This is a genomic window from Gemmobacter megaterium (assembly GCF_900156815.1).
Lineage (GTDB): Bacteria > Pseudomonadota > Alphaproteobacteria > Rhodobacterales > Rhodobacteraceae > Wagnerdoeblera > Wagnerdoeblera megaterium.
On the sequence record NZ_FTOT01000005.1, the window covers coordinates 298,591 to 322,066 of the forward strand.

Annotated in this window: 23 protein-coding genes; 19 read left to right on the forward strand and 4 right to left on the reverse strand. The window is 66.4% G+C overall.

The features are described 5' to 3' along the window. Positions 1–171: 171 nt before the first annotated feature. Complete coding sequence (locus BW970_RS13685) at positions 172–942, reverse strand: crotonase/enoyl-CoA hydratase family protein (protein ID WP_076532258.1); 771 nt, start codon at positions 940–942, stop codon at positions 172–174. Beyond that, on the reverse strand, positions 939–2,621 hold the full coding sequence (locus BW970_RS13690; protein WP_229740510.1) for an AMP-binding protein: 1,683 nt from the start codon (positions 2,619–2,621) through the stop codon (positions 939–941). The genes BW970_RS13685 and BW970_RS13690 overlap by 4 nt, the downstream gene beginning before the upstream one ends. A 176-nt stretch (positions 2,622–2,797) precedes the next feature. On the opposite strand from BW970_RS13690, the gene BW970_RS13695 reads away from it, so the two are divergent. The 14 genes from BW970_RS13695 (at position 2,798) to BW970_RS13760 (ending at position 15,430) form a co-directional block, all read left to right on the forward strand. After that, positions 2,798–3,304 carry a TRAP transporter small permease subunit gene (locus BW970_RS13695; RefSeq protein WP_083701276.1) on the forward strand — a complete coding sequence of 169 codons (507 nt, stop codon included), beginning with the start codon at positions 2,798–2,800 and terminating at the stop codon, positions 3,302–3,304. Beyond that, positions 3,294–4,619 (forward strand): TRAP transporter large permease, encoded by a 1,326-nt coding sequence (locus BW970_RS13700; RefSeq protein WP_076532261.1) that lies wholly within the window; start codon positions 3,294–3,296, stop codon positions 4,617–4,619. Before BW970_RS13695 ends, BW970_RS13700 begins: the two co-directional genes overlap by 11 nt. Positions 4,620–4,637: 18 nt before the next feature. Continuing rightward, complete coding sequence (gene dctP, locus BW970_RS13705; protein ID WP_076532263.1) at positions 4,638–5,726, forward strand: TRAP transporter substrate-binding protein DctP; 1,089 nt, start codon at positions 4,638–4,640, stop codon at positions 5,724–5,726. A gap of 173 nt (positions 5,727–5,899) precedes the next feature. After that, a complete protein-coding gene (locus BW970_RS13710) occupies positions 5,900–6,682 on the forward strand; it encodes a UDP-2,3-diacylglucosamine diphosphatase (protein WP_076532266.1) in 783 nt (260 codons plus the stop codon). Beyond that, complete coding sequence (locus BW970_RS13715; protein WP_076532268.1) at positions 6,679–7,761, forward strand: ceramide glucosyltransferase; 1,083 nt, start codon at positions 6,679–6,681, stop codon at positions 7,759–7,761. The genes BW970_RS13710 and BW970_RS13715 overlap by 4 nt, the downstream gene beginning before the upstream one ends. Next, positions 7,758–8,330: a DedA family protein gene (locus BW970_RS13720; protein WP_076532271.1), complete on the forward strand. Its 573-nt coding sequence runs from the start codon at positions 7,758–7,760 to the stop codon at positions 8,328–8,330. Before BW970_RS13715 ends, BW970_RS13720 begins: the two co-directional genes overlap by 4 nt. A 35-nt stretch (positions 8,331–8,365) precedes the next feature. Then, the gene (locus BW970_RS13725; protein ID WP_229740509.1) at positions 8,366–8,980 is read left to right on the forward strand and encodes a glycosyltransferase; all 615 of its coding nucleotides are present in this window, start codon (positions 8,366–8,368) and stop codon (positions 8,978–8,980) included. Between the two features lie 60 nt (positions 8,981–9,040). Next, positions 9,041–10,126, forward strand: a complete 1,086-nt coding sequence (locus BW970_RS13730) for an ABC transporter ATP-binding protein (protein ID WP_076532273.1) — start codon at positions 9,041–9,043, stop codon at positions 10,124–10,126. Beyond that, on the forward strand, positions 10,123–11,193 hold the full coding sequence (locus tag BW970_RS13735; protein WP_076532275.1) for an MBL fold metallo-hydrolase: 1,071 nt from the start codon (positions 10,123–10,125) through the stop codon (positions 11,191–11,193). Before BW970_RS13730 ends, BW970_RS13735 begins: the two co-directional genes overlap by 4 nt. Beyond that, a complete protein-coding gene (locus BW970_RS20760) occupies positions 11,190–11,735 on the forward strand; it encodes a histidine phosphatase family protein (protein ID WP_159441441.1) in 546 nt (181 codons plus the stop codon). The genes BW970_RS13735 and BW970_RS20760 overlap by 4 nt, the downstream gene beginning before the upstream one ends. Positions 11,736–11,777: 42 nt before the next feature. Continuing rightward, entirely contained in the window at positions 11,778–12,758 is a 981-nt protein-coding gene (locus BW970_RS13745; RefSeq protein WP_200799294.1) for an ABC transporter substrate-binding protein, read from the forward strand. Then, complete coding sequence (locus tag BW970_RS13750) at positions 12,748–14,454, forward strand: ABC transporter permease (protein WP_076532279.1); 1,707 nt, start codon at positions 12,748–12,750, stop codon at positions 14,452–14,454. Before BW970_RS13745 ends, BW970_RS13750 begins: the two co-directional genes overlap by 11 nt. A 122-nt stretch (positions 14,455–14,576) precedes the next feature. Continuing rightward, on the forward strand, positions 14,577–14,834 hold the full coding sequence (gene grxC / locus BW970_RS13755) for a glutaredoxin 3 (RefSeq protein WP_076532281.1): 258 nt from the start codon (positions 14,577–14,579) through the stop codon (positions 14,832–14,834). A gap of 149 nt (positions 14,835–14,983) precedes the next feature. Then, complete coding sequence (locus tag BW970_RS13760) at positions 14,984–15,430, forward strand: MarR family winged helix-turn-helix transcriptional regulator (protein ID WP_076532283.1); 447 nt, start codon at positions 14,984–14,986, stop codon at positions 15,428–15,430. A gap of 34 nt (positions 15,431–15,464) precedes the next feature. On the opposite strand, the gene xseA is transcribed toward BW970_RS13760, so the two are convergent. After that, positions 15,465–17,024 (reverse strand): exodeoxyribonuclease VII large subunit, encoded by a 1,560-nt coding sequence (gene xseA, locus BW970_RS13765; protein ID WP_076532382.1) that lies wholly within the window; start codon positions 17,022–17,024, stop codon positions 15,465–15,467. A gap of 70 nt (positions 17,025–17,094) precedes the next feature. Between xseA and purD the strand changes: the two genes are divergently transcribed. Further along, positions 17,095–18,357 (forward strand): phosphoribosylamine--glycine ligase, encoded by a 1,263-nt coding sequence (gene purD, locus BW970_RS13770; RefSeq protein ID WP_076532285.1) that lies wholly within the window; start codon positions 17,095–17,097, stop codon positions 18,355–18,357. A 231-nt stretch (positions 18,358–18,588) separates the two neighbouring features. Here the strand turns inward: purD and BW970_RS13775 are convergent, their stop codons facing one another. Beyond that, entirely contained in the window at positions 18,589–19,497 is a 909-nt protein-coding gene (locus BW970_RS13775) for a nucleoside hydrolase (protein WP_076532287.1), read from the reverse strand. A gap of 177 nt (positions 19,498–19,674) precedes the next feature. On the opposite strand from BW970_RS13775, the gene BW970_RS13780 reads away from it, so the two are divergent. From BW970_RS13780 to uvrC, 4 genes are all read left to right on the forward strand, one after another. Next, complete coding sequence (locus BW970_RS13780) at positions 19,675–20,487, forward strand: S49 family peptidase (protein WP_076532289.1); 813 nt, start codon at positions 19,675–19,677, stop codon at positions 20,485–20,487. 1 nt (position 20,488) lies between these two features. Beyond that, the gene (locus tag BW970_RS13785) at positions 20,489–20,671 is read left to right on the forward strand and encodes a hypothetical protein (protein ID WP_076532291.1); all 183 of its coding nucleotides are present in this window, start codon (positions 20,489–20,491) and stop codon (positions 20,669–20,671) included. A gap of 2 nt (positions 20,672–20,673) precedes the next feature. Further along, positions 20,674–21,258 carry a Rossmann fold domain-containing protein gene (locus tag BW970_RS13790; RefSeq protein ID WP_076532293.1) on the forward strand — a complete coding sequence of 195 codons (585 nt, stop codon included), beginning with the start codon at positions 20,674–20,676 and terminating at the stop codon, positions 21,256–21,258. A gap of 292 nt (positions 21,259–21,550) precedes the next feature. Further along, positions 21,551–23,440, forward strand: coding sequence for an excinuclease ABC subunit UvrC (gene uvrC / locus BW970_RS13795; RefSeq protein WP_076532295.1), 1,890 nt, complete (start codon positions 21,551–21,553; stop codon positions 23,438–23,440). Positions 23,441–23,476: the final 36 nt, after the last annotated feature.

A 23,476-nucleotide genomic window follows, 5' to 3' on the forward strand; every position in this document is an offset into this window, starting at 1 on the left:
GGGAATCCTCCGAGGGTTGCCTCATCATATATGGAATCTTGAATGTGATTGAAAGCCCCTCGATATGGTTTCAAGACGCCTGGCCGCGGCGTGCGGCCATGGCCGTTCATGCGCGGCGCCAGGGACAGCGGACAGGGCTTCCGCCCGGCGACCCTGGTCGTCAAGCGCGCCTCAGCGCCCCGTCCAGACGGGCGGGCGCCGCTCCAGAAATGCGCGCGCGCCCTCCAGCGCATCCTGACTGTCCAGGCAGGTCTTGAGCAACCGCGCATTCTCTGCCCAGGCCGCTTGCGAGGGAATGTCGCGCAGCAGCTTCGAGGTGGCCAGCGTGCCCCGCACAGCCAGCGGCGCATTGGCGGCAATCTCTCGGGCCAGTTGCACGGCTGCATCTTTCGCCTGCCCTTCGGCGCAGCGCCGGCTGATCAGGCCCAGATCCCACGCCTCGGCCGTGTCGAACAGACGGCCGGTCAGCAGGATTTCCCGCGCGCGGGCCTGCGGCACGAGTTCGGCCAGGCGCAGCGCCCCCCCTGCCCCGGCGATCAACCCGCGGATCACCTCGGGCACCCCAAAGCGGGCTGTCTCCTCGGCCACGATCATATCGCAGGCGATAGCAATCTCGAAACCACCGGCCAGCGCGGCGCCATGGACCGCCGCGATCAGCGGCTTGGTGCGGTGGCGTTCGGTCAGCCCGCCAAACCCGCCCGCGCGGTTCAGGATCGCATCCTGCTGACCATCGGCAAAGGCCGCCAGATCCATCCCCGCACAGAACACCTTGCCATTGCCTGTCAGCACGCCCACGTCCAGCGCAGGATCGCTTTCCAGCCGGTCGATGGCCGCCGTCAGCGCATCCGCCAGATCGACGTTCACCGCATTGCGGCGGTCGGGCCGGTTCAGGGTGATGATGGCAATGTTGCCATCGGTTTCGAACAGGACAGGTTCGGTCATGCGGGGCCTCCCTTGGCAAACATGTCGCGCAGCCGGGCGCGGATGATCTTGCCGGTCGTGGTCACCGGCATGTCGTCGATGAAATGGATGGCACGCGGAAACTCATAGGCGGCCAGCCGTTTGCGGACGTGATCGGCGATATCCAGGCGCAGCGGCTCTGACGGGTCATGGCCGGGCGCAAGAGTGATGAACGCCGCCACGATCTCGCCCCGGATCGGGTCGGGCTGGCCCACCACGCCCGCCATCTGCACCGCCGGATGGCCCAGCAGGCAATCCTCGATCTCTGCCGGGCCGATCCGGTAGCCGCCTGACGAGATCACATCGTCATCCCGTCCCACGAACCGCAACCGGCCATCTGCCCGCCGGACACCCCGGTCGCCCGTGACCAGCCAGCGCCCCTCCGGGCCCGTGACGAATTTCTCCTCGGTGGCCTGCGGATTGTTCCAATACCCCAGAAACATCACCGGATCGGGGGCCAGAACGGCGATTGCACCTTCTGCGTCAGCGCCCAGCACCGCGCCATCAGGGCCGATCACGTCAACCCGGTGGCCCGGCACCGGGCGCCCCATCACGCCGGGCACCGGGGGTTCAAGCGCGCCGCAACTGCTGACGATCATGTTGCATTCGGTCTGGCCGTAGAATTCATTGATCGTGACGCCCAGCGCCTTGCGCCCCCAATCCAGCAACTCGGTGCCCAGCGTTTCGCCGCCGCTGGCGACAGATCGCATGTCCAGCGACCAGTCCCGGCTGGCCGGATCGGCCTTCATCAGCTTCATCGCCGTCGGGGGCAAGAAGGCGTTGCGCACCCCGAAGCGTCGGATCAGGTCATGCGCCGCGGTGGCGGAGAACTTGCCGAACCGGCACGCGACCACGGGAATCCCGTGGTGCAAGGCGGGCAGAAGCACATCGAACAGCCCGCCGATCCACGCCCAATCCGCCGGCGTCCAGAACAGATCGTCCGGGGCAGGCAGAAAATCGTGGCTGATCTCGACGCCCGGCAGGTGGCCCAGCAACACGCGATGGGCGTGCAACGCGCCTTTCGGGTTTCCCGTGGTGCCAGAGGTATAGATGATCACCGCCGGATCGTCGGCCCGCGTCCGCACCGGGGTGAACTCAGGCGATGTAGCCGCAAGTTCCGCCGCAAGATCATGCAGGCTGGCATCGGCAGGACCATCAGGCAGACCATCAACCAGAAAAATATGCTCCAGCGCGGGCAGATCCGCACGGATTGCCGCAATCACCGCCAGGCTGGCGCGGTCGGTGACCAGAACCCGCGCGCCGCTGTCGCGCAAACGGTGCAGCAGGGCCTCGGGTCCGAACAGCGTGAAGAGGGGGAGCGAAATATGCCCGCCCTTGAAGGCCGCGATATGCGCCACCGCCGTTTCCAGCCGTTGCGACAGCAGGATCGCCACCCGGTCGCCCGGAACGCCGTCGCGGGTACGCACCAGCCCCAACCCGGCCAACACATTGGCGAAACGGTCGCTCAATTCCTTGAGCCGGGCAAAGCTGGTACGGGCCTCCGGGCCATAGCCGTTGTCGGCCACCTCGATCAGCGCCAGCCGATCGGGATCGGTCGCGGCCCAGCGATCACAGACATCGGTGCCGATGTTGTAGACCTCCGGCACGGACCATTGAAAACGCTCTGTCACCTGACTGTGACTGGTCCCCGGTATCAGCACGCCCACCCCCCTAACCATGCGGAGCAAAGATTGCCGCGATTGCAAGGCCATGGCCAGCCCCGATTTTCGGCCCGCGACATGGCGGCAGACCCGGACCCGAGTTGACATGGCAAAGCCAAACATGAATAGTCCGTCATGTTGACGACGGGTGGAAGACCCGAGCGTTGGGAGGAAACATGCTGCTGATCCGTCTGATCGATGGCCTCAACGAGGTCGTTGGCAGGGTTGTGTCGTGGGTAGCCGTGCTGTTTGCAGGGCTGATCATTTACGATGTCGTCCTGCGCTATGTGTTCAACGCGCCGACACTCTGGGCCTTTGACCTTACGAAACACCTGTTCGGGTTCTACTTCATCCTGCTGGGCGGCTATGCGCTCCGCCATCAGGCGCATGTGCGCGTCGATCTGGTGACGGGCGCGCTGAAACCCACACCGCGACGGATCGTCGAACTGCTGGGCTATCCGCTGTTCTTCTTTCCCTTCGCCTGGGTCTTCGTGACGCAGAGCTACACATTCGCCCTGCGGTCGTGGAATCAGGGTGAAACGACCTATAGCGCGATGCAGATGCCGGTCTACCCCGTCAAGATCGCCATGGCGGTGGCTGCCGTTCTGCTGTTGATGCAGGGGGTTTCCGAGTTTCTCAAGCTGCTGCTGAACAAGTCCGAGGAGAACCGCAATGTCGGGTGAAATGATTGCCCTGATCATGGCCGGCATCCTGATGGTGGGCCTGTTCATGGGCCACCCGCTTGCCTTTGTGCTGGGTGGTACGGCGGTTCTGGGGGCGGTCATCGCGGGCAAGACCCAGATTCTGGGCATCGTGATCAACCGCATCTTCGGCGATGTGCTGGACAATTATGTGCTGATCGCAATCCCGCTGTTCGTGCTGATGGCGCGATTCCTGTCGGACAGCGGCGTCACCGACCGCATGTTCGAGGCGTTGCGGCTGCTGCTTGCGCGCGTGACCGGCGGTCTGGGCATTGCGGTGGTCGTCATCTCCATCCTGCTTGCAGCCACGACGGGCATCATCGGCGCGTCGATCACCGTCATGGGCGTGATGGCGCTCAAGCCTATGTTGCAATATGGCTATTCCAAGCGGCTGAGCACCGGGTTGATTGCGGCCTCTGGCTGTCTGGGCATCCTGATCCCCCCGTCGATCATGCTGATCCTGATGTCGTCGAACTCGGGACTTTCGGTCGGAGAGCTGTTTGCAGGCGCGATGGTGCCGGGCATCCTTCTGGGGTTGCTCTACGGTCTCTATGTTGCCGCCATCGCGTTTTTCCGCCCCGATCTTGCCCCGGCCGTAAAGACCGAGGAACGCATCGGGCGCGCTGCACTGGCCCGGATGCTGGTTGTCGAGGCGATGCCGCCGCTGATCCTGATCTTCGGGATTCTGGGCACCATGCTGGCCGGGATCGCAACCGCAACAGAGGCATCGGCTGTCGGGGCGCTGCTGGCGCTGCTGATCGTGATCTTCCGTGGCCGGTTCGAACTGGCGACCTTTCGCAGTGCGCTCTACGAAACCGCCCGCACCTCTGCGATGATCCTGTTCATCGTGGTCGGCGCCACAGCGTTTACCGGCGTGTTCAACATCACCGGCGGGCTGCGGGCGACGCAGAATCTGATGCGTGCGCTGGATATGGAGCCCTGGATGCTGATCACCGTGATGATGCTGATCGTATTCGTCCTGGGCATGTTCCTGGACTGGACCGGCATTGTCCTGCTGTCCTTCCCGATCTTCCTGCCGGTCGTGCAGGAAATGGGCATCAACCAGTTGTGGTTCGTCGTGCTGATGGCGGTGGTGCTGCAAACCAGCTTCCTGACCCCACCCTTCGGCTATGCGCTGTTCTACATGCGGGCCATCGCGCCAAAGGACGTGAAGATTTCCGACATCATCCTTGGCGTGCTGCCCTTCATCGGGCTGATCGTCGCCATGGCACTGACCATTGCCGCGTTCCCCGATCTGGTGACCTGGCTGCCCGATACGCTTTACCGTTCGAAATAATCTGGAGGAGAATCAGACATGAGCTTCAAGACCACGGCCCTTGCCGCTATCGGTGCCATCGCGCTGACCACAACCGCGCAGGCGCAGGAAAGCTGGACCATGACGACCGTCTGGCCCGCCTCGCTGGAACTGATCGAGATCGACCGCAAGTTCGTCGAACTGGCCAATGCGCTGACCGCGGGCGAATTGTCGATCGAGCTGTTCGATGGTGGCACGCTGGTCCCGGCGGGCGAGGTGTTCGGTGCGGTGGAATCCGGCACCGTCCAGGCGGGCGCGGACTGGCCGGGCTACTGGGCTGGCCGCAACACCGCGTTCTCGCCGCTGTCGACCCATGCCAGCCTGTTCAACGCCGTGGACTATGTGAACTGGATCCAGCAATGGGGCGGCGCCGACCTGTATAACGAGGTCTATGGCCAGTTCGGCATGGTCTATCTGCCCTATGGCGTGACCAACAACGAATCCGGCTTCCGCACCAAGAAGGCCATCCGCAACACCGAAGACCTGCAAGGGATGCGCCTGCGCCTTTCGGGCCTGGAGCAGGGTCGCCTGCTGACCCAACTTGGTGGCAGCCAGGTGTCGATGGCCGGCGGCGAGATCTATCAGGCGCTGGAGCGCGGCGTGATCGACGGGGCAGAGTTCTCGACCCCGAACGTCGACTGGTCGGGCGGCTTCCAGCAGGTCACCTCCCACTGGGCAACGCCGGGCTGGCACCAGTCGTCGTCGGTCTTTGGCGTGATGATCAACAAGGCGTCGTGGGATGCCCTGTCGGCTGAAACGCAGCAGAAACTGCGCATTGCCGCCGATGCCACCATGTTGTGGTCGCTGTCCTTCACTGAAAAACGGGCCAACGACGCCTATCAGCAGTTCAAGGATGCCGGGATCGAAATCACCCGCATGGATGACGAGACGCTGGCAAAGATCCAGGAACTGGCCAATACGACGATCGAAACCACTGCGTGTGAAAACCCGCTGTCGGCCAAGGTCTATCTCAGCCAGGTCGCCTATCTGAACGACTATGCCAACTGGCGCGATGCCTCGGCGCCGTTCAACCTGGGGCGCACTCCGGTCGGGCCGAGCATGGACAAGCTGGCCGAATGCGCGAAATGATACGCTAGAACCGACAGGTTCCAGCGTGGATCGCCCCGCCCGGATCGCTCCGGGCGGGGTTTTCCTTGGCAGCACGGCGATCCGCACTGCAACAGAACTTTCGCACGGGTGTCAGAAATCCGTGCCACACCGATGGCACAAGGGCGCAAGGATCGTTGCAGACCGGGTTGCCCATGCACAGCCTTCGAACCGAAACCGCGACCGCCCGCCTTGCCTTGCGCGCGCTGTTCGTCTCCGACCTGCACCTTGGCGCCCTGACAAGCCGCGCCGATGCCTTTCTGGATTTCCTGCGCCGGGTCGAAGCCGACCAGATTTTTCTTGTCGGCGACATCTTCGAGATGTGGAGTGGCGCGCCCACCCGCTGGCGCCGCCCCCAGACCAGCGTGCTGGAGGAGTTGGGCGCCCGCAGGGCGGCCGGCGTTCAGGTGATGTATCTGCCCGGCAATCACGACGACAGCCCCAGGGCCGCCGAATTCGCGGCCGACTGGGGGTTCGAACACAAGCCGCATCACCTGCACCAGACCCTGTCAGGCGCGCGCTATCTGGTCCTGCACGGCGATCAGTTCGATGCGCGTGTCCTGCGATCCGCGACGATGACCCGCGTCGGCGTGCGCCTCGAAGGGATGCTGCATGGCATGGACCGTTCCGTCGGGCGCTGGCGCCGCCGCAGGGTACGGATTGCCGGGCGTGTCGTTCCACGCTTTCACCGGCTGATGCTGGTGGGCAACCGCTATCAGCAACGCCTTGCACAGGCCGCGCAGACCCACGCCTGCCATGGCGTGATCTGCGGGCATTTCCATCTGGCCGCCCTGCACCGGCGGCATGGCATCGTCTATGCCAATTGTGGCGACTGGATCGACAGCCTGACCGCGATGACCGAAGGCACCGATGGCATCCTGCGGCTGATGCGCTGGTGCCCGCAGACGCGCGATCTGACCGTGGTAGCGCAGGCATGAGCGCGGCCCTGACCCTGTGCGCCATACCGACGGCGCTGCACATCGCATCGGCGGCATTGTGCCTGTGGCGCCTGTCCCGCCCCGCACCGCAGCCCGCAGCGCGGCCCCGTGTCACCCTGCTGCGGCCCGTTTGCGGGCTGGATCCGTTCGATGCGTTGACGTTGGGGTCCAGCTTTGACCTGGAATATCCCGATGTCGAGATCCTGTTCTGCGCCGCACAAGAGACCGACCCAGCGGTCCCCGTGCTGCGTGACCTGATCGCGCAGCATCCGCAGGTATCGGCCCGGCTGCTGATCGGCGATGACCGCCCGACGGCAAACCCCAAGCTGAACAACCTTGCCAAAGGCTGGGCAGCGGCACGGGGCGATCTGATCGTGATGACGGACGCGAACCTGCTGCTGCCGCCCGACTATCTGGACCGGCTGGTCGCCGAGATGCGGTCCGACACCGGCCTTGTCACCTCGCCCCCGGCCGGGATCCGGCCCGAGGGGCTATGGGGCGCGGTCGAGGCGGCCTTTCTGAACGGGTTTCAGGCCCGCTGGCAGTTGGCGGCGGATTGCGTGGGGCTGGGCTTTGCCCAAGGCAAGACGCTGATGTGGCGTCCCGATGTGCTGCACAGCGCAGGGGGCCTCTGCGCATTGGCCAGCGATCTGGCCGAGGACGTGGCTGCAACCAAGATCGTAAGGCGCCAGGGGCTGAAGGTGCGTCTTGCAGCACGGCCCTTTGGCCAGCCCATCGGGCGGCGCGATCTGCCTGCGGTCTGGAACCGCCAGTTGCGCTGGTCCCGCGTGCGGCGCGACGGGTTCCCGGCCCTGTTCCTGCTGGAAATCCTGCTGGGGCCGCTGGCCCCTGCGCTTGGGCTGGCCGGGGCAGGAGGTGCGGCGTGGCTGCCCGCCTTCCTGATGCTGTGGTACGCAACCGAATGGGCGATGACGCGCGCCTATGGTTTGCCGTCGCGTCCTGTGGATGTGCTGGCCGCACTCCTGCGCGATGTGTCGCTGCCTGCGCTGTGGCTCGCAACATGGGCGCGGCGCGGCATTTCCTGGCGCGGCACAACGCTGGAGCCTGTGCCGCAATGATCGCGCCGGATCAGTTGATGGCGCTGGTTGCCACGGCTGGTCTGCCGGTGGTGGGGCTGGTCGCGGTGCTTGAAGGCCCGATCATCACCGTTCTGGCCGGATGGGCGGCGGCGCAGGGTCTGTTGCCGCTATGGCCGCTTGCTGTCGTCCTCATGCTGGCCGATCTGATCGGGGATCTGGCCTTTTATGCGTTGGGCCGACACGGCGCCGCCTGGGTGTCGCAGCCCTTGCGTGACAGGCTGGGCCTGCACCCGGAACGGCTGGACGGCGTGGCCCGCCGGTTCCACACCAGAGGCGGCCGCATCCTGATCATGGGCAAGCTTACCCATTCGGCCGGGGCGCTGATACTGACCGCCGCAGGCGCTGCCCGGATGCCCCTGCGGCCTTTCGTGGTGTACAATCTGATGGCGACGGTGCCCAAGAGCCTGATCTTTCTGGCGCTGGGGCATATCGCCGGTCACGCATGGGAACGGATCGGGACATGGATCGCCAACGGCTCGTGGATACTTCTGGCGCTGATCGCCGCAACCTTTGTGCTGAGACGCTGGCGCAGGGGGTCTGTTGTCTGATCCCGGCCTGGAACGAGGCGCCACGGATTGGCGCCGTGCTTCAAGCGGTCGCCGGGCATCCGCTGGTGGCAGAGATCCTGGTGATCGACGATGGCTCGACAGACGGCACCGCAGATGTCGCGGCGCAAACCGCCGGGGTGCGCGTGCTGCGCCTGCCCCGGAATGGCGGAAAAAGCGCCGCCATGCTGGCCGGTGTCCGGGCCACCCGTCAGCCCTTGCTGCTGTTGCTGGATGCCGACCTGCTGGGCCTGACCCCCGGCGCCATCACCGAACTGGTCCGGCCTGTTCTGGACGGCCGGGCCGATGTGGCGATCAGCCTGCGCGGAAATGCGCCCCGGCTGTGGCGGCGGATCGGACTGGACTACATCTCGGGCGAGCGCGTGGTGCCGCGATCCATGTTGGCGGGGCTTGCGGCGCAGTCCCTGCCGCGCTTTGGCATGGAAGTGGCCATGAACCGGCTGTGGCTTGAGCGGTCGGCGCGGATCGCCGTGGTGCACTGGCCCGATGTCGCCAGCCCTGCCAAGGCGGTCAAGCAGGGGCTGTGGCGCGGCATCCGGTCCGACATGCGGATGCTGGCCGACATGCGCGCCACGCTTCCTGCCAGCCAGTTGGCGATGCAGATCCATCGGATGCGCGGCCGCCGGATCTGATCCTCACCAGATCTGATCATTGTCACACCGCCGTCACCTGCGCGCCGTAAGACGCGCGGCATGGCACGTCTAGATCTTCAGTCCCTGACCCGCAGTTTCGGCCCGACCCGCGCGGTGGACGCCGTTTCCTTTTCCGTTCCGTCCGGGGCGTTTCTCGCATTGCTGGGGCCGTCCGGTTGCGGCAAGACGACGCTCTTGCGCCTGATCGCCGGGCTGGAGCAGCCGGACGGCGGCCGGATCGACATCGGGGGGCACCAGGTTGCGGGCCCCGGTGGCTTTGTCCCGCCCGAAGCTCGGGGCCTGGGCATGGTGTTCCAATCCTACGCGCTGTGGCCGCATATGACGGTGGCCGGCAATATCCGCTTCGGGCTGCGCCTGCGCGGCCTGTCGCGTGCACAAGAAGCCGCCCGCATCGCTGACTCCCTGTCCATGGTCGGTCTGGCGGGGCTGGACCAGCGGCGCCCGCATGAGCTGTCGGGCGGACAGCGCCAGCGCGTCGCCCTGGCGCGGTCGCTGGCAACGCGCCCCGCGCTGTTGCTGCTGGACGAACCGCTGGCAAACCTTGATGCGCATCTGCGCGGAGTGATGCTGGCAGAGTTCCGCCGCCTTCATGCGGCCCTGGGCACCACATTTGTCTTTGTGACCCATGATCAGGACGAAGCGATGGCCGTCGCCAGCCATGTCGGCGTGATGAATGCCGGGCGGCTGGAACAACTGGCGGCGCCGGAAACGCTGTATCGCCAACCTGCGACACCGATGGTCGCGCGGTTCGTGGGTGGCGGACGGACCGTTCCGGTCGATGTGTTGGACGCCAGCGGCGGCGCCTGCCGCATCAGCCTGCAAGGCCGGGTGCTGACCGTGCCCGGAGCAGCCCCCCGCGGCCCCGGCTGGCTGTGCCTGCGCCCGCGCGACCTGTCCCCGGCGCCGGATGGCCCGATCCTTGCCCGCGTAGTGGACAGCCAGTTCCGCGCCGGGGCATGGGCCGTCAGCGCCCTGCTGGACGCAGGCGGCGAAACCCTGGTTGACCTGACCCTGCCCCACGCCCCGCAGCGCGAAGAGGCCCTGGCCCTGCGCCTTACCGGCGGCTGGGTATTGCCGCGCGATGGTCTGGCGATCGCCCCCCGACCCGAAAGCATTCCTGCATGAAACTGACCGCCTTGTCCGGCCTTGGCTGCAAGGGCCCGGCCTGTTTTCTGTTCGAAACCGCAGGGCGGCGCATCCTGCTGGATCTGGGGCGCGGGCCGGATGGCGATGCCCTGCCGGACCTGACCGGGGTTTCGGCAGTCGATGCCATCGTGATCTCGCATGGCCATGTGGACCATACCGGGGGCCTGCATCTGGCCGCATTGCTGGGGGATCCGCCAATCTATGCCCCGGAACCGACCATTGCCCTGTCGCCGGACCCTACATTGCAGGCCGCGCATCCCCTGGAGGGATGTTCCGAGATTGCCGGTGTTCCGCTTGCATCCGGCCCAGGCGGTCATGCCCCCGGCGCCCGCTGGCTGCGGCTGGGGGGCGAGGGCGGCGTGCTTTATACCGGCGACATGTCGCGGGAAAGCTCGCTTTACCGCTGGGCCCCTCCGCCACCCGCAGCGGCGCTGGTGTTCGATGCCTCCTACGGAACGGCGGACGAGCCGCTCGCCGACCAGATCGCCGCCCTGATGGCCCTGACGGACCGGCCGCTGCTGCTGCCCGCCCCGGCCGGCGGCCGGGGGCTGGAGATGGCCATTGCCATGCGGGCGGCGGGTCATTCGGTCTCGTTGTGCCCGTCCCATCGGCAGGTGGCGCAGGTCATGGCCATGCGCCCGGACGCGCTGCCGCCGGGCGGGGATGCGCGGCTGCGGCTGTTGTTGGGCGAAACCACCGAATTGACCGCCGACAGCCCGGCGCGGGGCGTGATGATCGCCGCAGGCCCGAATGCCGAACGCGGGGTGGCGGGCGCGCTTGCGCCCCGGCTGATTGCTCAGGGAACCGGGCGTATCGTCTTTACCGGGCATCTGGCCCAAGGCACACCCGCCGCAGGCTGGGTGGAACAGGGTCAGGCGCGGTTCCTGCGCTGGAACGTCCATCCGACGCTGTCCGAGATCCGGTTTCTGCTGGAAACCGTGCGCCCGCGTCAGGCTCTGCCGGTGTTCTGCAAACCCCCGGCCATTGCCGCGCTGGCGATCGCGCTGGACCGGCCGCTGACCACAACACCGGAGATGTGCTGGTGATCCCCCTGCTGTCCCATGGCTTTCTGTTCCTGCGGCATGGCGAAACCGATGCCAATGTCGCCGACCGTATCAGCGGCTTCACCGACGATCCGCTGAACGCCCGCGGCGTCGCACAGGCCAGGGTCGCCGCGACCTTGCTGGCCGGGCGGCCCCTTGCGGCGATATGGCATTCCCCCCTGGTCCGGGCGGCAGACACGGCACGCGCGGTTGCCGCAACCACTGGCGCGCCGCTGATCCCCCTGCCGGGTCTGGCCGAGCGCAACTGGGGCATCTGGGAAGGCATGCCGCGCAGCACACTGATCCGCGAGGCCACTCCGGCAGGCGGCGAGGGGCCCGCGGCGTTCACCGCCCGCATCCGCGCCGCGCTGGCCGCAATCCTCCCGCCATTCCCGGTGCTGATCGTCGGCCATTCCGGCACCGCCCGCGAGATCCACGCCTTTCTGACCGATGCGCCGTTCAGCCGCCCGGACAATGCGGCGCCCATCGAATGGCGCCACGATGGCCGTCACTGGATCTCCACGGAACTGTCACCCAACCGTTAACTGGGCCGGATACTCGGGCACCAGTCACACATGAGGTTTCCCATGACCATCTTCCGCCTTGCTGCCCTGTCCACTGTCGGCACCCTGATGCTATCGGGCGCCGCGATGGCGCAGCAGACCATCACGCTCTACACCTCGCAGCCACAGGCACAGATCGCCGAGGTGATCGCATCGTTCAACAAGGACCATCCCGAAATCGCCGTCGAGGTGTTCCGCTCGGGCACGACCGAGGTGATGGCCAAGCTGGCCGCCGAATTTGCCGCCGGAAAATCTCCTGCCGATGTGATGATGATTGCCGATGCGGTCGCCATGACCCAGCTCAAGAATGACGGCCGCCTGATGGCGCTGGACATTCCGATGGACGGCATCCCCGCCGCGTTGATCGACCCCGACAAGATGTTCGTCGGCACCCGGATGATCACCACCGGCATCGTCTACAATACCAATCTGGTCAAAGATGCGCCGAAAAGCTGGGCCGACCTGGCCGAAGCCGACCGCGCCGCCAGCCTGATCATGCCCAGCCCGCTGTATTCCGGGGCCGCCGTGATCCATGTTGGCACCATGGTGCAGCAGCCCGAATTCGGCTGGGACTGGTACGAAACGCTGGCCGACAATGGCGCCGTCGCCGGGCAGGGCAACGGCACCGTGATCGAGGCGGTCGCCCGCGGCGAAAAGGCCTATGGCATCATCATCGAATACATGGCGCTGAACGCCAAGGCCAAGGGCTCGCCCGTCGAGTTCGTGTTCCCCTCCGAAGGGGTCTCGGTCATCGACCAGCCGGTTGGAATCCTGAAGGATTCGGATGCGGTCGAGGCGGCGGCAACCTTTGTCCGCTGGCAGTTGGGTCAGACGGCACAGGCGCAGGCGGTCGCGCAGGGCTATTTCCCGGCCCTTCAGGGCGTGGCGCCCCCAGCTGGTTATCCCGACCCGGCCACGCTGAAGCTGCTGGCCGCCGATGCAGGCAAGATGCTGGCCGAAGACCAGGCCACCAAGGAAAAGTTCGCCGACATCTATGGCGGCTGATCTGACCCTTTCACGTCATCACCGGGGCGGCGAGGTTATCCTCGCCGCCCTCATCGGCGTGTGGCTGGTTGCAGTGTCGGTCTGGCCGCTGGCCCGGCTGTTCATGGAGGCGCTGGCGCCCGGCAAGGACGGCGCGCCGCTGGGCCTGATGGCCGAGGTGCTGACGGCACGCGCCACCGGGCGCGCGGTCTGGAACACGCTCGCCGTCTCTGCCGGATCGGTGGTGATTTCGTCCGTCCTTGGCGTGCTGCTTGCGCTGGTCACAGGGCTGTTTGCCTTGCGGGGACGGGTGGCGATGACCTTTCTCATCCTGTCGCCGCTGCTGATCCCCTCGCAGACCATGGCCCTGGCCTGGATCGAACTGATCGGCCCGACCTCGCCCATCCTGCGCCCGCTGGGGCTGGCCCCCCCACCGGGAACCACGAACCCGATCTATTCCGGCTGGGGCATCGCGCTTTTGCTGGGGATCGAGCACATGCCTCTGGTCTTTGTCGCCACCCGTGCCGCCTTGATCGCACTGCCCGGCGATCTGGTCGAGGCAGCACAGGTTGCAGGCGCCCGGCGCGGCCGCATCGTCGCGCGGATTCTTGCGCCGCTGGTGGCACCGGCGGCGCTGGCGGGTGCCGTGCTGGCCTTTGCGGCGGCGGTGGGAAATTTCGGCGTCCCGGCACTGCTGGGAATTCCAGGGCGGTTTCCCATGCTGACCACCCTGATCTATCAACGGTTGAACGGCTTTGGCCCGTCGGTTGCCGGTCAGGTCGCGGTTCTGGCGTTGATCCTGGTGCTGATGGCCGTCGCGGCGCTGGTCCTGCGCGCCGTGATCCTGCGCTGGCTGACCGTCCCGCTGGGGCGCGGCGCCGGATTGACCCCGTTTGATCCGGGCCGGGCAAGGCCCGTGCTGGAGGCAGGTGTCTGGTCGCTGCTGGCGATGATTGCGGTTCTGCCCTTGCTGGCGCTGCTGGGCACCGCACTGTCTCCGGCGCTTGGGGTGCCGCTGAGCGCCGACACCGTCACCCTGCGCAACTTCGCGGATGTGCTGGCCAACTCCATGGTGATCCGTGCGTTCCGCAACTCTTTGATGCTGGCCTTCGTGGCGGCGGGGGTCTGCACGGTCATCGCCCTGCCCTTCGCCTTTCTGAAAGTGCAGGCCCGGATGCCCGCGATCCGCGTGCTGGATTGGCTGGTCGATGCGCCCTGGGTGGTGCCGGGGACAGTGGTCGCGCTGGCGATGATTCTGGCCTTTCTGCAACCATTGCCGCTGGTCGGGTCGCTGTATGGCACCTTCTGGATCCTGCTGGTGGCCTATCTTGCGCGGTTCCTGCCGCTGGTGCTGCGGCCCGTCATCGCCGCCGCCGAGGCCATGGAACCGGCCCTGGACGAAGCCGCACGGATTGCCGGCGCCGGATCGTTGCGGCGCGTGGCGCTGATCATGGCGCCGATGGTGCTGCCGGCGGCCACCGCGGGGGCGATGCTTCTGGTGATGACCGCGTTGAACGAATTGACGCTGTCGGCGCTGTTGTGGTCAAGCGGCACCGAAACGCTGGGCGTCATGGTCTTTGCATTGCAATACGAAGGCAATTCAGCGGCAGCGGCAGCGGTTTCCATCCTGTCGGTGGCGCTGGTGCTGGCCATCGCGGTGCTGCTGGATCGTCTGGCGCGGCACCTGCCCCCCGGCGCGCTGCCCTGGCGCAGTTGACCCACGCGCAGGACGGCGGATGGCGGATGCCCTGGGCGGGGAAATTTGGACCGGGGCAAAGCGGCAGCGGTTGTGCAGGGCGGCATTGCGCCTATAGTCCGGCGCAACGAAAGGGGGTGCCGATGAAGCCCGTCGAGATCTATACCACGCCGCTGTGCGGATATTGCCATGCAGCCAAGCGGCTGCTGACCCAGAAAGGCGTCGCCTTTACTGAAATAGATGTCAGCCGCGACCCCGGCCTGCGCGCCACCATGGTGCAGCGGGCTGCCGGGCGGCGCACCGTGCCGCAAATATTCATCGGTGACACGCATGTGGGCGGCTGTGACGACCTTTTCGCGCTGGATGGGGCAGGAAAACTCCGGCCCCTGCTGGAGGGTTAGGTATGGCCACGGCGGGGCCGCGGCGCCGCACGCCGCATCCGGGGATGGGGCTGCCGGCCGGGCGTCCTGTTCGACCGGCCGCGTGGACCGCAGGGGCCGCCCTGCCCGGCGCGATCCGTGGCGATATGCGGTCGGGCGGGCTTTAGACCATGGCCGAGCGCACCGAGGATCTGGCCGTCGCGTTGTTCGGCGAATTGTTCATGGCGGACCAGCTTGCACGCGCGCGTCTGAGCCGGGCCTTGCCCAAAGGTATGGAGCTGTCGCATTTCGGCGTGTTGAACCTGTTGGCGCGTATCGGGGATGAACGGACACCGGCCCAACTGGCGCGCGCCTTCCACGTCACGCGCGGGGCGATGACCAATACGCTGGCGCGGCTGGAATGGGCGGGCCATGTGCACATCCGGCCGGACTGGGACGATGCCCGGCGCAAGTTCGTCTCGATCAGCCCAGCGGGCCGGTCGGCGCGCGATGCCGCCTTGCAAGCCATCGTGCCGATGATCGCGCATACCGTCTCGGATCTTGGCGAGGACCGGATCCGCGCCGCACTGCCGGTGCTGCGCGACCTGCGCCTGCGTTTCGAGGAAGACGAAGTCTGAGAGCAAGGCCGGGACGCTGGCCCCGGCGACTGGCTCAGAACAGGCTGCCCTGCTCGGGGGGGGCTTCCTTGCCCCGGCGGGTGGGGCGGGCGCCAATGGTCAGGCGGCCATCGTGGAACTGCAACTCCAGCGTCCCAGCGGTTTCGGCAGCGGCTTTCGAGGTGACGACATGATCGTCGCCCCGCACCACGACATAGCCCCGTTTCAGCGTTTCCATATGCCCGAGGGTCTGGCGCAGGCGATCCCGTGCGTCGAGACGTTCGCGCAACGCCGCCAGTCGTGCCACCGGCGCCGCATCTAGCCGGACCGAAAGATCAGCCAGTTTACGCCGGTTTTCCATGGCTCGCCGGTCGTGGTCGGCCAGGGCCCGGACCAGCGCCGGGGCAAGGCGCGCGGCGGTCTGGGTCAGCCGGGCCTGCGACTCTGTCAGGCGACGGGTTGGTGCGGCGTCCAGCCGGGCGCTGCGGTCGGCCAGACGGGCGCGGCTGTCCACCGTCAACCGGGCCAGCGCCGTGGGGCGCACCGTGGCGGCCAGTTCAGCAAGACGGGTCCGGCGCCGGGTCACACCTTGCACCAAGGCACGCGGCAGCCGGTCGGCCCAGAGATCCAGCCGCTGGCGGGCAGGCCCGGTCAGGCTGTCAGGACGCGGCAGCGCGCGGGACAGATCAATGACGCGCTGACGCCGAAGGGTGAATGCCTGCGCCAACGCACGGGCCAGGCGGGCACCCGTGGTATCGAGTCCGGCCAGAAGATCCATCCGCACCGGCACTGCCATTTCGGCAGCCGCCGTCGGGGTGGGCGCCCGGCGGTCGGCCGCATGGTCGATCAGGGTGGTATCCGTTTCGTGCCCCACCGCCGAAATCAGCGGGATCGCGCTGTCGGCGGCGGCGCGGACCACCAGTTCCTCGTTGAAGCCCCAAAGATCCTCCAGCGAGCCGCCACCACGCGCCACGATGATCAGATCGGGACGCGGGATCGGCCCGCCCAAGGGCAGCGCATTGAAGCCACGGATCGCGGCCGCCACCTCGGGCGCACATTTCTCGCCCTGAACGGCAACGGGCCAGATCAGCACATGCCGGGGAAAGCGGTCGCGCAGGCGGTGCAGAATATCGCGGATCACCGCCCCCGAGGGCGAGGTGACAACCCCGATCACCTGCGGCAGAAAGGGAATGGGCCGCTTGCGCGCCGGGTCGAACAGCCCTTCGGCCGCCAGTGCGGCCTTGCGTTTTTCCAGCATGACCATCAGCGCGCCAAGGCCCGCCGGGGCGACGTCATCGACGATCAACTGATATTTCGACTGGCCGGGAAAGGTGGTCAGGCGGCCGGTGGCTATAACCTCCATCCCCTCCTCGGGGCGGATCTGCATACGCGCGACCTGGCCCTTCCAACTGACAGCGGCCAGCACGGCATTCGAATCCTTGAGGTCGAAATACATGTGCCCCGACGACGGGCGGCTGACGCGGCCCACCTCGCCGCGCACACGGACGCGACCGAACTCACCTTCGAGCACACGTTTGACGGCGCCCGAGATCTCGGAGACCGAGAATTCGGGGGAATTGCCGCCTGGAGCGGGGTCTTCGAACAGATCGGACATCATGCCTCGCTTGTGATCGCGCGGGCTGGACCTTAGAACGCCCGCAGGCAAAGGCCAAGCGGAGGCGGCGATGAACATTCTGGTGCTGGGCGGCGGCGGTCGGGAACATGCGTTGGCATGGGCGATCCGGCAGAATCCGAAATGCGACCGGCTGATCGTCGCGCCGGGCAATGCGGGCACGGCCCGGTTCGCGCGCAATGCGGCGCTGGATATCCTGGACCCAGCCGCGGTGGTGGAGTTTGCGGCCAGTGCCGCGGTGGATTTCGTGGTGATCGGCCCCGAGGCACCGCTGGCGGCGGGCGTGGCAGATGCCCTTGCCGCAGCCGGGATCGCACATTTCGGCCCATCGGCCGCAGCGGCGCGGCTGGAAGCCTCCAAGGCGTTCACCAAGGAAATCTGCGACGCCTGCGGGGCACCGACGGCGAATTACGACCGCTTCACCGATGCCGAGGCCGCCAAGGAATACATCCGCTTTCACGGCGCCCCCATCGTGGTCAAGGCCGATGGCCTGGCCGCCGGCAAGGGCGTGGTGGTGGCCATGACCGAGACCGAGGCGCTGCAGGCAGTGGACGAGATGTTCGGCGGCGCCTTCGGGACTGCGGGTGCGGAAATCGTGATCGAGGAGTTCATGCAGGGCGAGGAGGCGAGCTTTTTCATCCTGTGCGATGGCGAGGCGGTGTTGCCCATCGGCTCGGCACAGGATCACAAGCGCGTGGGCGAGGGCGATACCGGGCCGAACACGGGCGGCATGGGAGCCTACACACCTGCGCCGGTGCTGACCGACGCCATCGCGCAACAGGCGCTGGACGAGATCGTCAAACCCACTGTGGCGGAAATGGCGCGGCGCGGGACACCGTTCAAAGGGGTGCTGTACGCCGGGCTGATGATCGAACATGGCCGCGCCCGGCTGGTGGAATACAACGTGCGCTTTGGCGACCCGGAATGTCAGGCGCTGATGATGCGGCTGGGCGCCCAGGTGCTGGATCTGCTGCTGGCCTGCGCCGATGGGCGGCTTGCGGATATGTCGGTGAACTGGGCAGACGACCACGCGCTGACCGTTGTCATGGCCGCCGCCGGCTATCCGGGCACCTATGCCAAAGGCACAGAGATCCGGGGGCTGGATACCTTGCCAGCCGACAGCAGCCGCATGGTATTCCACGCCGGAACAGTCGAGAATGAAGGCAGGATCCTCGCAAATGGCGGGCGGGTGCTGAACATCACCGCGCGCGGGGCAAGCCTGGCAGAGGCAAAGGCCGCCGCCTATGCGATGGTTGACCAGATCGACTGGCCCGAGGGTTTCTGTCGCCGCGACATCGGCTGGCGGGCGCTTTGAGAATATGTGCGGCGAATGGCGCGCGGCACGCCGGCGGGCGTGACCTGCGCCACGGCTTGGGGGCGGCACCCCGACGGTGACACCCCGTTCCCATGGGGTGTCCCGCGCTGCGCACCGGCCCGGCGGCCTGATGCGTCGCCCTTGCGCCGATGCCCGGATCCGGGCCGCGCCTTGCCGGAAGGCGCAGGCGACCTTGCCAATCAAGGTCGTCGCCCTGCGTCGAACCCTGCCCTAGGACAGCCCCGCGATCAGATGTTCGACCGCCGCGCGTCCTTCGACCTCGGTCGCTGTCAGCACCAGCATCCGGGAGCTTTCGGGACTGAGCGCCCCGGCATCCGGCGATGTCCCCAGATCGACGGACAGGCCCATCGCCTCAAGCCGGAACAGCTCGCGGTGCGTGGCCATCAACATGACGCAAGGATCATGCAGCGGGCGGCTTGACGCATCGGACGCCGAGGTGGAGCGGAAATAGGCTTCGATCAATCGTGCGGAATAGACGGCCTGCGGCGTGCCCGCCGCAGACAACCGCGCGCAATCGTCCAGGGTGGCGCGCACTTGCCGCGTCACGTCCAGCGGGATCAACACGATCGGCAGCCCGGATCCCAGCACGATATCCGCTGCCTCGGGATCGGCCGCCATATTGAACTCCGAACGCGGGCCCATGTTGCCCGCATCGCGGATCGCCCCGCCCATGGCAATGATCCGCCCTACCCGTCGGGCCGCCAGGGGATTTTCGCGGAACAGCCTCGCAATGTTTGTCATCGGGCCAAGGACCATCAGCACGATATCAGACGCTGGTTCGCGCATCAGCGTTTCGACCAGAAAGGCGACGGCATCGTCCCCGGCCTTTGCACCCGGCGCGGGAAATTCAACCCCACCCAGACCGTCCATGCCATGGATATCGGCAACTTCGATTCCGCTGCGGCTCAGCGGCCCGGCTGCTCCGGCGTGCACCGGAATATCCTCCCGCCCCATCAAGGCCAGAATGCGGCGCGCATTCGATGTGGTGCGATCAAGGCCGATGTTGCCCGCCACGGTGGTGATGCCCAGCACCTCGATCCGAGGCGTCGCAAGGGCATAGAGCAGCGCCACGGCGTCGTCGATGCCGGGATCGGTGTCTATCAGGACTCTGGTGATCATGTCATCTCCGGTTCACGTCCGGCCATTCAACGCGCCTGTCGGCGGATTGCAACCCCGGCTGACCGCAGGCGGGCGGCGGATACCGTGGGAAATACCGCCAAGGCGTGCAGATCGCCTGCCGCGATAGTTGGCGGGCCGAACTTGTCCTTGTTGCGGGGCCGCCTTACATCGGATGCCATGAAGCATCTCATTCCCTTCTTGCCGCAGCCCCCGCGCGTCTCGGTTGTCCGTCTTTCCGGTGTGATCGGGGCCGCCGGTCGCTTTGGCGCGGGGCTGAACGATGCCGCCCTTGCCCCGCTGCTGGAACGCGCCTTCAAGGCAGGCAAGCCGCGTGCCGTCGCGCTGGTCATCAATTCGCCGGGCGGCTCGCCGGTGCAATCCTCGCTGATCGCCGCGCGCATCAGGCGGCTGGCAGAAGAACGGAAGATCCCCGTCCATGCCTTTGTCGAGGATGCGGCAGCGTCGGGTGGCTATTGGCTCGCCTGTGCGGCAGACGACATCTGGGCCGACGAAAGCTCTATCCTCGGCTCCATCGGGGTGATTTCGGCGGGTTTCGGCTTTCCCGAATTCATCAGCCGTCACGGGATCGAAAGGCGTGTGCATACCGCTGGCCGGTCAAAAAGCACCGCCGATCCCTTTCGCCCCGAGACGCCAGAGGATCTGGCACGTCTGCGCGGCATTCTGGACCCGATCCATCAGGCCTTCATCGCCCATGTCACCCAACGGCGGGGCGACCGTTTGGCCAAGGACGAGGCGCCGGACCTGTTCGAAGGGGCGTTCTGGGCCGGGCGCCAGGCGGTGGCACTGGGGCTGGCCGATGGCATCGGGCATCTGGTTCCGAAAATGAAAGAGATCTACGGCGACAAGGTGCGGCTTGTACCCTATGGTCAGCGCCGTGGCTGGCTGTCGCGTTTTGGCCTGCGGGCCGGCGCCGAAGCCGTGGCCGAAGTGGCAGAGGAGCGCGCGCTGTGGGCACGGATCGGATTGTGACATGATGATCAAGGCCGCCTTGTTCCTGCTTGTCGCGCTGGGTGTTCTGGGCATCTTCGGCGGCTTCCGGCTGCGGCGCCGCGACCCGAGGCGCCGCATTTCGCAAAGCACCTGCGCCCGTTGCGGGCGACCCAGGATCGGCAAGGGCCCCTGCGACTGCACCCCGCCGGAACCAAGGGGCTGAGGATGCACAGACAATCGCTCGTGATCGGAACGGGGGCGGTCGCGGATGCCGTGGCAACGGGATTGGCGGCACAGGGATGGAGCGTCCGCCGGCACGGGTCGGCGACCAGTGCCGATCTGTCCGGGGACGAGGAGCTTCTGGCCTTCGTCGCCCCCGACAGCGCCGCCGATCCTGCCAGCGCCTTCGAGAACATCTGCCTTGCCCCTGCCCGCCTGGTCGAGGCCATGGCCGCCCGGCTGTCGCCCCCCGTTTCCGACGATACAGGCGAATTGCGCGCATCCGGGCAGGCGGTGTTCATCCTTGCCCAGACCGCCCTGGTTCCCGGACTTGGCCCCGATGGCAGCTATGGCGCGCAAGATGCGCTGCTTGGCTGGCTGCGCGGTGCGGCGCTATCGCTGGCGCCGCAGATGCGGCTGAACGCGGTGGCCTGCACGCCCGCTGCACCCGCAGATCTGACGCAGTTCCTTGCATGGCTGCTGTCGGCGCATGTGGTGACGGGACAGGTTCTGTCGCTTGGCACGCAGCCCCGGCTTGAGACGCCCTGGCGCGGGGCCGCACAGCGGAACCCGGCCGGCGTGACGGATTGACCTAAGGTCCGGCCTTGACTTGTGCACCAGCGGGACGCCTGTCATCAGGGGGTAACGATTCTGTCATTCGGATCAAGCATTTGATCAGGTCGAATATAATTATAAAGCATTTTCAATCAGTTAAGTTTGCGCCTATTTTTTGTGCAACTCAAGGAACAGGGCCGAAAACAAGGGAAATTCTCCTGTCCCCAAAAGTTCTCCGCAGAGTTATCCACAGAAACCGTGGACAGCTTTCTACTTGAAACATCGTGCCGGAACAGGCAGCCGAAGGGGACAGGCAGCGGGAATCACCATGCAGGACGAACACCCCGGAACACCCGATCAACCCGCTGAGGACTTGGCCACCGGCCATGGCCTGATTGCACGGCTGGTCAGAGGGTTGGACAGTTCTCCCGGCGTCTACCGGATGCTGAACGCCGCCAACGAAGTGCTGTATGTCGGCAAGGCGCGCAACCTGAAGGCGCGGGTGTCGAACTATGCACGCCCCTCCGGGCATTCGGGCCGCATTGCCCGCATGATCGACGAAACCGCAAGCATGATGTTCCTGACGACCCGCACCGAAGTCGAGGCGCTGCTGCTGGAACAGAACCTGATCAAGCAGCTAAAGCCCCGCTACAATGTGCTTATGCGGGATGACAAATCGTTCCCGAACATCCTGATCACTGGCGACCATGCCTTTCCCCAGATCACCAAGCACCGGGGCAAGCGATCGGCGCCGGGGCATTACTTCGGCCCCTTTGCCAGCGCGGGCGCGGTGAACCGCACGCTCAGCCAGTTGCAAAAGGTGTTTCTGCTGCGCAACTGTTCGGATGCGATGTTCTCCTCGCGCAGCCGTCCTTGCCTGCTGCATCAGATCCGCCGCTGTTCCGCGCCATGCACCGGCGAAATCAGCGAGACCGATTATGCCGATCTGGTGCAGGACGCCCGACGCTTTCTGGAAGGGCGCACGACCCATGTTCAAGCAGAACTGGCCGCACAGATGCAAAGCGCCTCCGAGCAGATGGAATTCGAGCGCGCAGCGGCCTTGCGCGACCGGATCCGTGCCTTGACCAATGTGCAACAGACGCAAGGCATCAATCCGCGCGGCGTGGCCGAGGCGGATGTTGTGGCCGTGCACCTGCAAGGCGGACAAGCCTGTGTGCAGGTGTTCTTCATCCGGGCGCATCAAAGCTGGGGCAACAGCGATTTCTATCCGCGCACCGGGGCCGGGGCCGAGGAACCGGAGATCCTGCAAGCGTTTCTCGCGCAGTTCTACGATGGCAAGGAACCGCCCCGGCTGATCCTGCTGTCACATCAGGTCGAAGACCCCGATCTGCTGGGCCAGTTGCTGGGCGACCGGGCCGGGCGCAAGGTGGAACTGGCGGTGCCCCAGCGTGGCGAGAAGGCGGAACTGGTGGAAAACGCCCTGCGGAATGCAAAGGAAAGCCTGGGGCGGCGTCTGGCCGAGAACACCGCCCAGGCCAAGCTGCTGGACGGTCTGGCCGAGGCTTTTGGTCTGGAAGCGCCACCCAAACGGATCGAGGTTTACGACAACAGCCATATCATGGGCACCAATGCCGTCGGCGGCATGATCGTTGCCGGGCCGGATGGCCTGATGAAGGGCGAATACCGCAAGTTCAACATCAAGGGCGAAGGGCTGACCCCCGGCGACGATTTCGCCATGATGAAGGAGGTGCTGACCCGCCGCTTTGAACGCCTGCTGAAAGAAGACCCCGACCGCGCGTCCCCATCCTGGCCCGACCTGCTGCTGATCGACGGAGGCGCCGGCCAGGTGTCGGCCGTACGCGAGGTCATGGAGGGCCTGGGCGTCGAGGACATCCCCTTTATCGGCGTTGCCAAGGGGGTCGACCGTGACCATGGCAAAGAGGAATTCCACCGCCCCGGCCAGCCGGTGATGGCATTGCCCCGCAACCACCCCGTGCTGTACTTCATCCAACGCCTGCGCGACGAGGCGCATCGGTTTGCCATCGGCACCCATCGCGCCAAACGCGCCAAGGCAATGACCGCCACCCCACTGGACGAGGTGCCGGGCGTCGGCGCCGCACGCAAGCGGGCATTGCTGGCGCATTTCGGCTCTGCCAAGGCGGTGTCGCGGGCGGGGCTGTCCGATCTGATGGCGGTTGACGGGATCTCCGAAGCATTGGCCCAGACCATCCACGATTTCTTCAACCAGCGCGGCTGACCGGCCACCTGTCTTGCAGGCAGAGCCGCTGCGGGC

Bases quoted from the DNA above. Each gene is read 5' to 3' on its own strand.
- BW970_RS13685 (WP_076532258.1), bottom strand. From the start codon at position 942: ATGACCGAACCTGTCCTGTTCGAAACCGATGGCAACATTGCCATCATC.
- BW970_RS13695 (WP_083701276.1), top strand. From the start codon at position 2,798: ATGCTGCTGATCCGTCTGATCGATGGCCTCAACGAGGTCGTTGGCAGG.
- BW970_RS13700 (WP_076532261.1), top strand. From the start codon at position 3,294: ATGTCGGGTGAAATGATTGCCCTGATCATGGCCGGCATCCTGATGGTG.
- dctP (WP_076532263.1), top strand. From the start codon at position 4,638: ATGAGCTTCAAGACCACGGCCCTTGCCGCTATCGGTGCCATCGCGCTG.
- BW970_RS13710 (WP_076532266.1), top strand. From the start codon at position 5,900: ATGCACAGCCTTCGAACCGAAACCGCGACCGCCCGCCTTGCCTTGCGC.
- BW970_RS13715 (WP_076532268.1), top strand. From the start codon at position 6,679: ATGAGCGCGGCCCTGACCCTGTGCGCCATACCGACGGCGCTGCACATC.
- BW970_RS13720 (WP_076532271.1), top strand. From the start codon at position 7,758: ATGATCGCGCCGGATCAGTTGATGGCGCTGGTTGCCACGGCTGGTCTG.
- BW970_RS13730 (WP_076532273.1), top strand. From the start codon at position 9,041: ATGGCACGTCTAGATCTTCAGTCCCTGACCCGCAGTTTCGGCCCGACC.
- BW970_RS13735 (WP_076532275.1), top strand. From the start codon at position 10,123: ATGAAACTGACCGCCTTGTCCGGCCTTGGCTGCAAGGGCCCGGCCTGT.
- BW970_RS13745 (WP_200799294.1), top strand. From the start codon at position 11,778: ATGACCATCTTCCGCCTTGCTGCCCTGTCCACTGTCGGCACCCTGATG.
- BW970_RS13750 (WP_076532279.1), top strand. From the start codon at position 12,748: ATGGCGGCTGATCTGACCCTTTCACGTCATCACCGGGGCGGCGAGGTT.
- grxC (WP_076532281.1), top strand. From the start codon at position 14,577: ATGAAGCCCGTCGAGATCTATACCACGCCGCTGTGCGGATATTGCCAT.
- BW970_RS13760 (WP_076532283.1), top strand. From the start codon at position 14,984: ATGGCCGAGCGCACCGAGGATCTGGCCGTCGCGTTGTTCGGCGAATTG.
- xseA (WP_076532382.1), bottom strand. From the start codon at position 17,024: ATGTCCGATCTGTTCGAAGACCCCGCTCCAGGCGGCAATTCCCCCGAA.
- purD (WP_076532285.1), top strand. From the start codon at position 17,095: ATGAACATTCTGGTGCTGGGCGGCGGCGGTCGGGAACATGCGTTGGCA.
- BW970_RS13775 (WP_076532287.1), bottom strand. From the start codon at position 19,497: ATGATCACCAGAGTCCTGATAGACACCGATCCCGGCATCGACGACGCC.
- BW970_RS13780 (WP_076532289.1), top strand. From the start codon at position 19,675: ATGAAGCATCTCATTCCCTTCTTGCCGCAGCCCCCGCGCGTCTCGGTT.
- BW970_RS13785 (WP_076532291.1), top strand. From the start codon at position 20,489: ATGATGATCAAGGCCGCCTTGTTCCTGCTTGTCGCGCTGGGTGTTCTG.
- BW970_RS13790 (WP_076532293.1), top strand. From the start codon at position 20,674: ATGCACAGACAATCGCTCGTGATCGGAACGGGGGCGGTCGCGGATGCC.
- uvrC (WP_076532295.1), top strand. From the start codon at position 21,551: ATGCAGGACGAACACCCCGGAACACCCGATCAACCCGCTGAGGACTTG.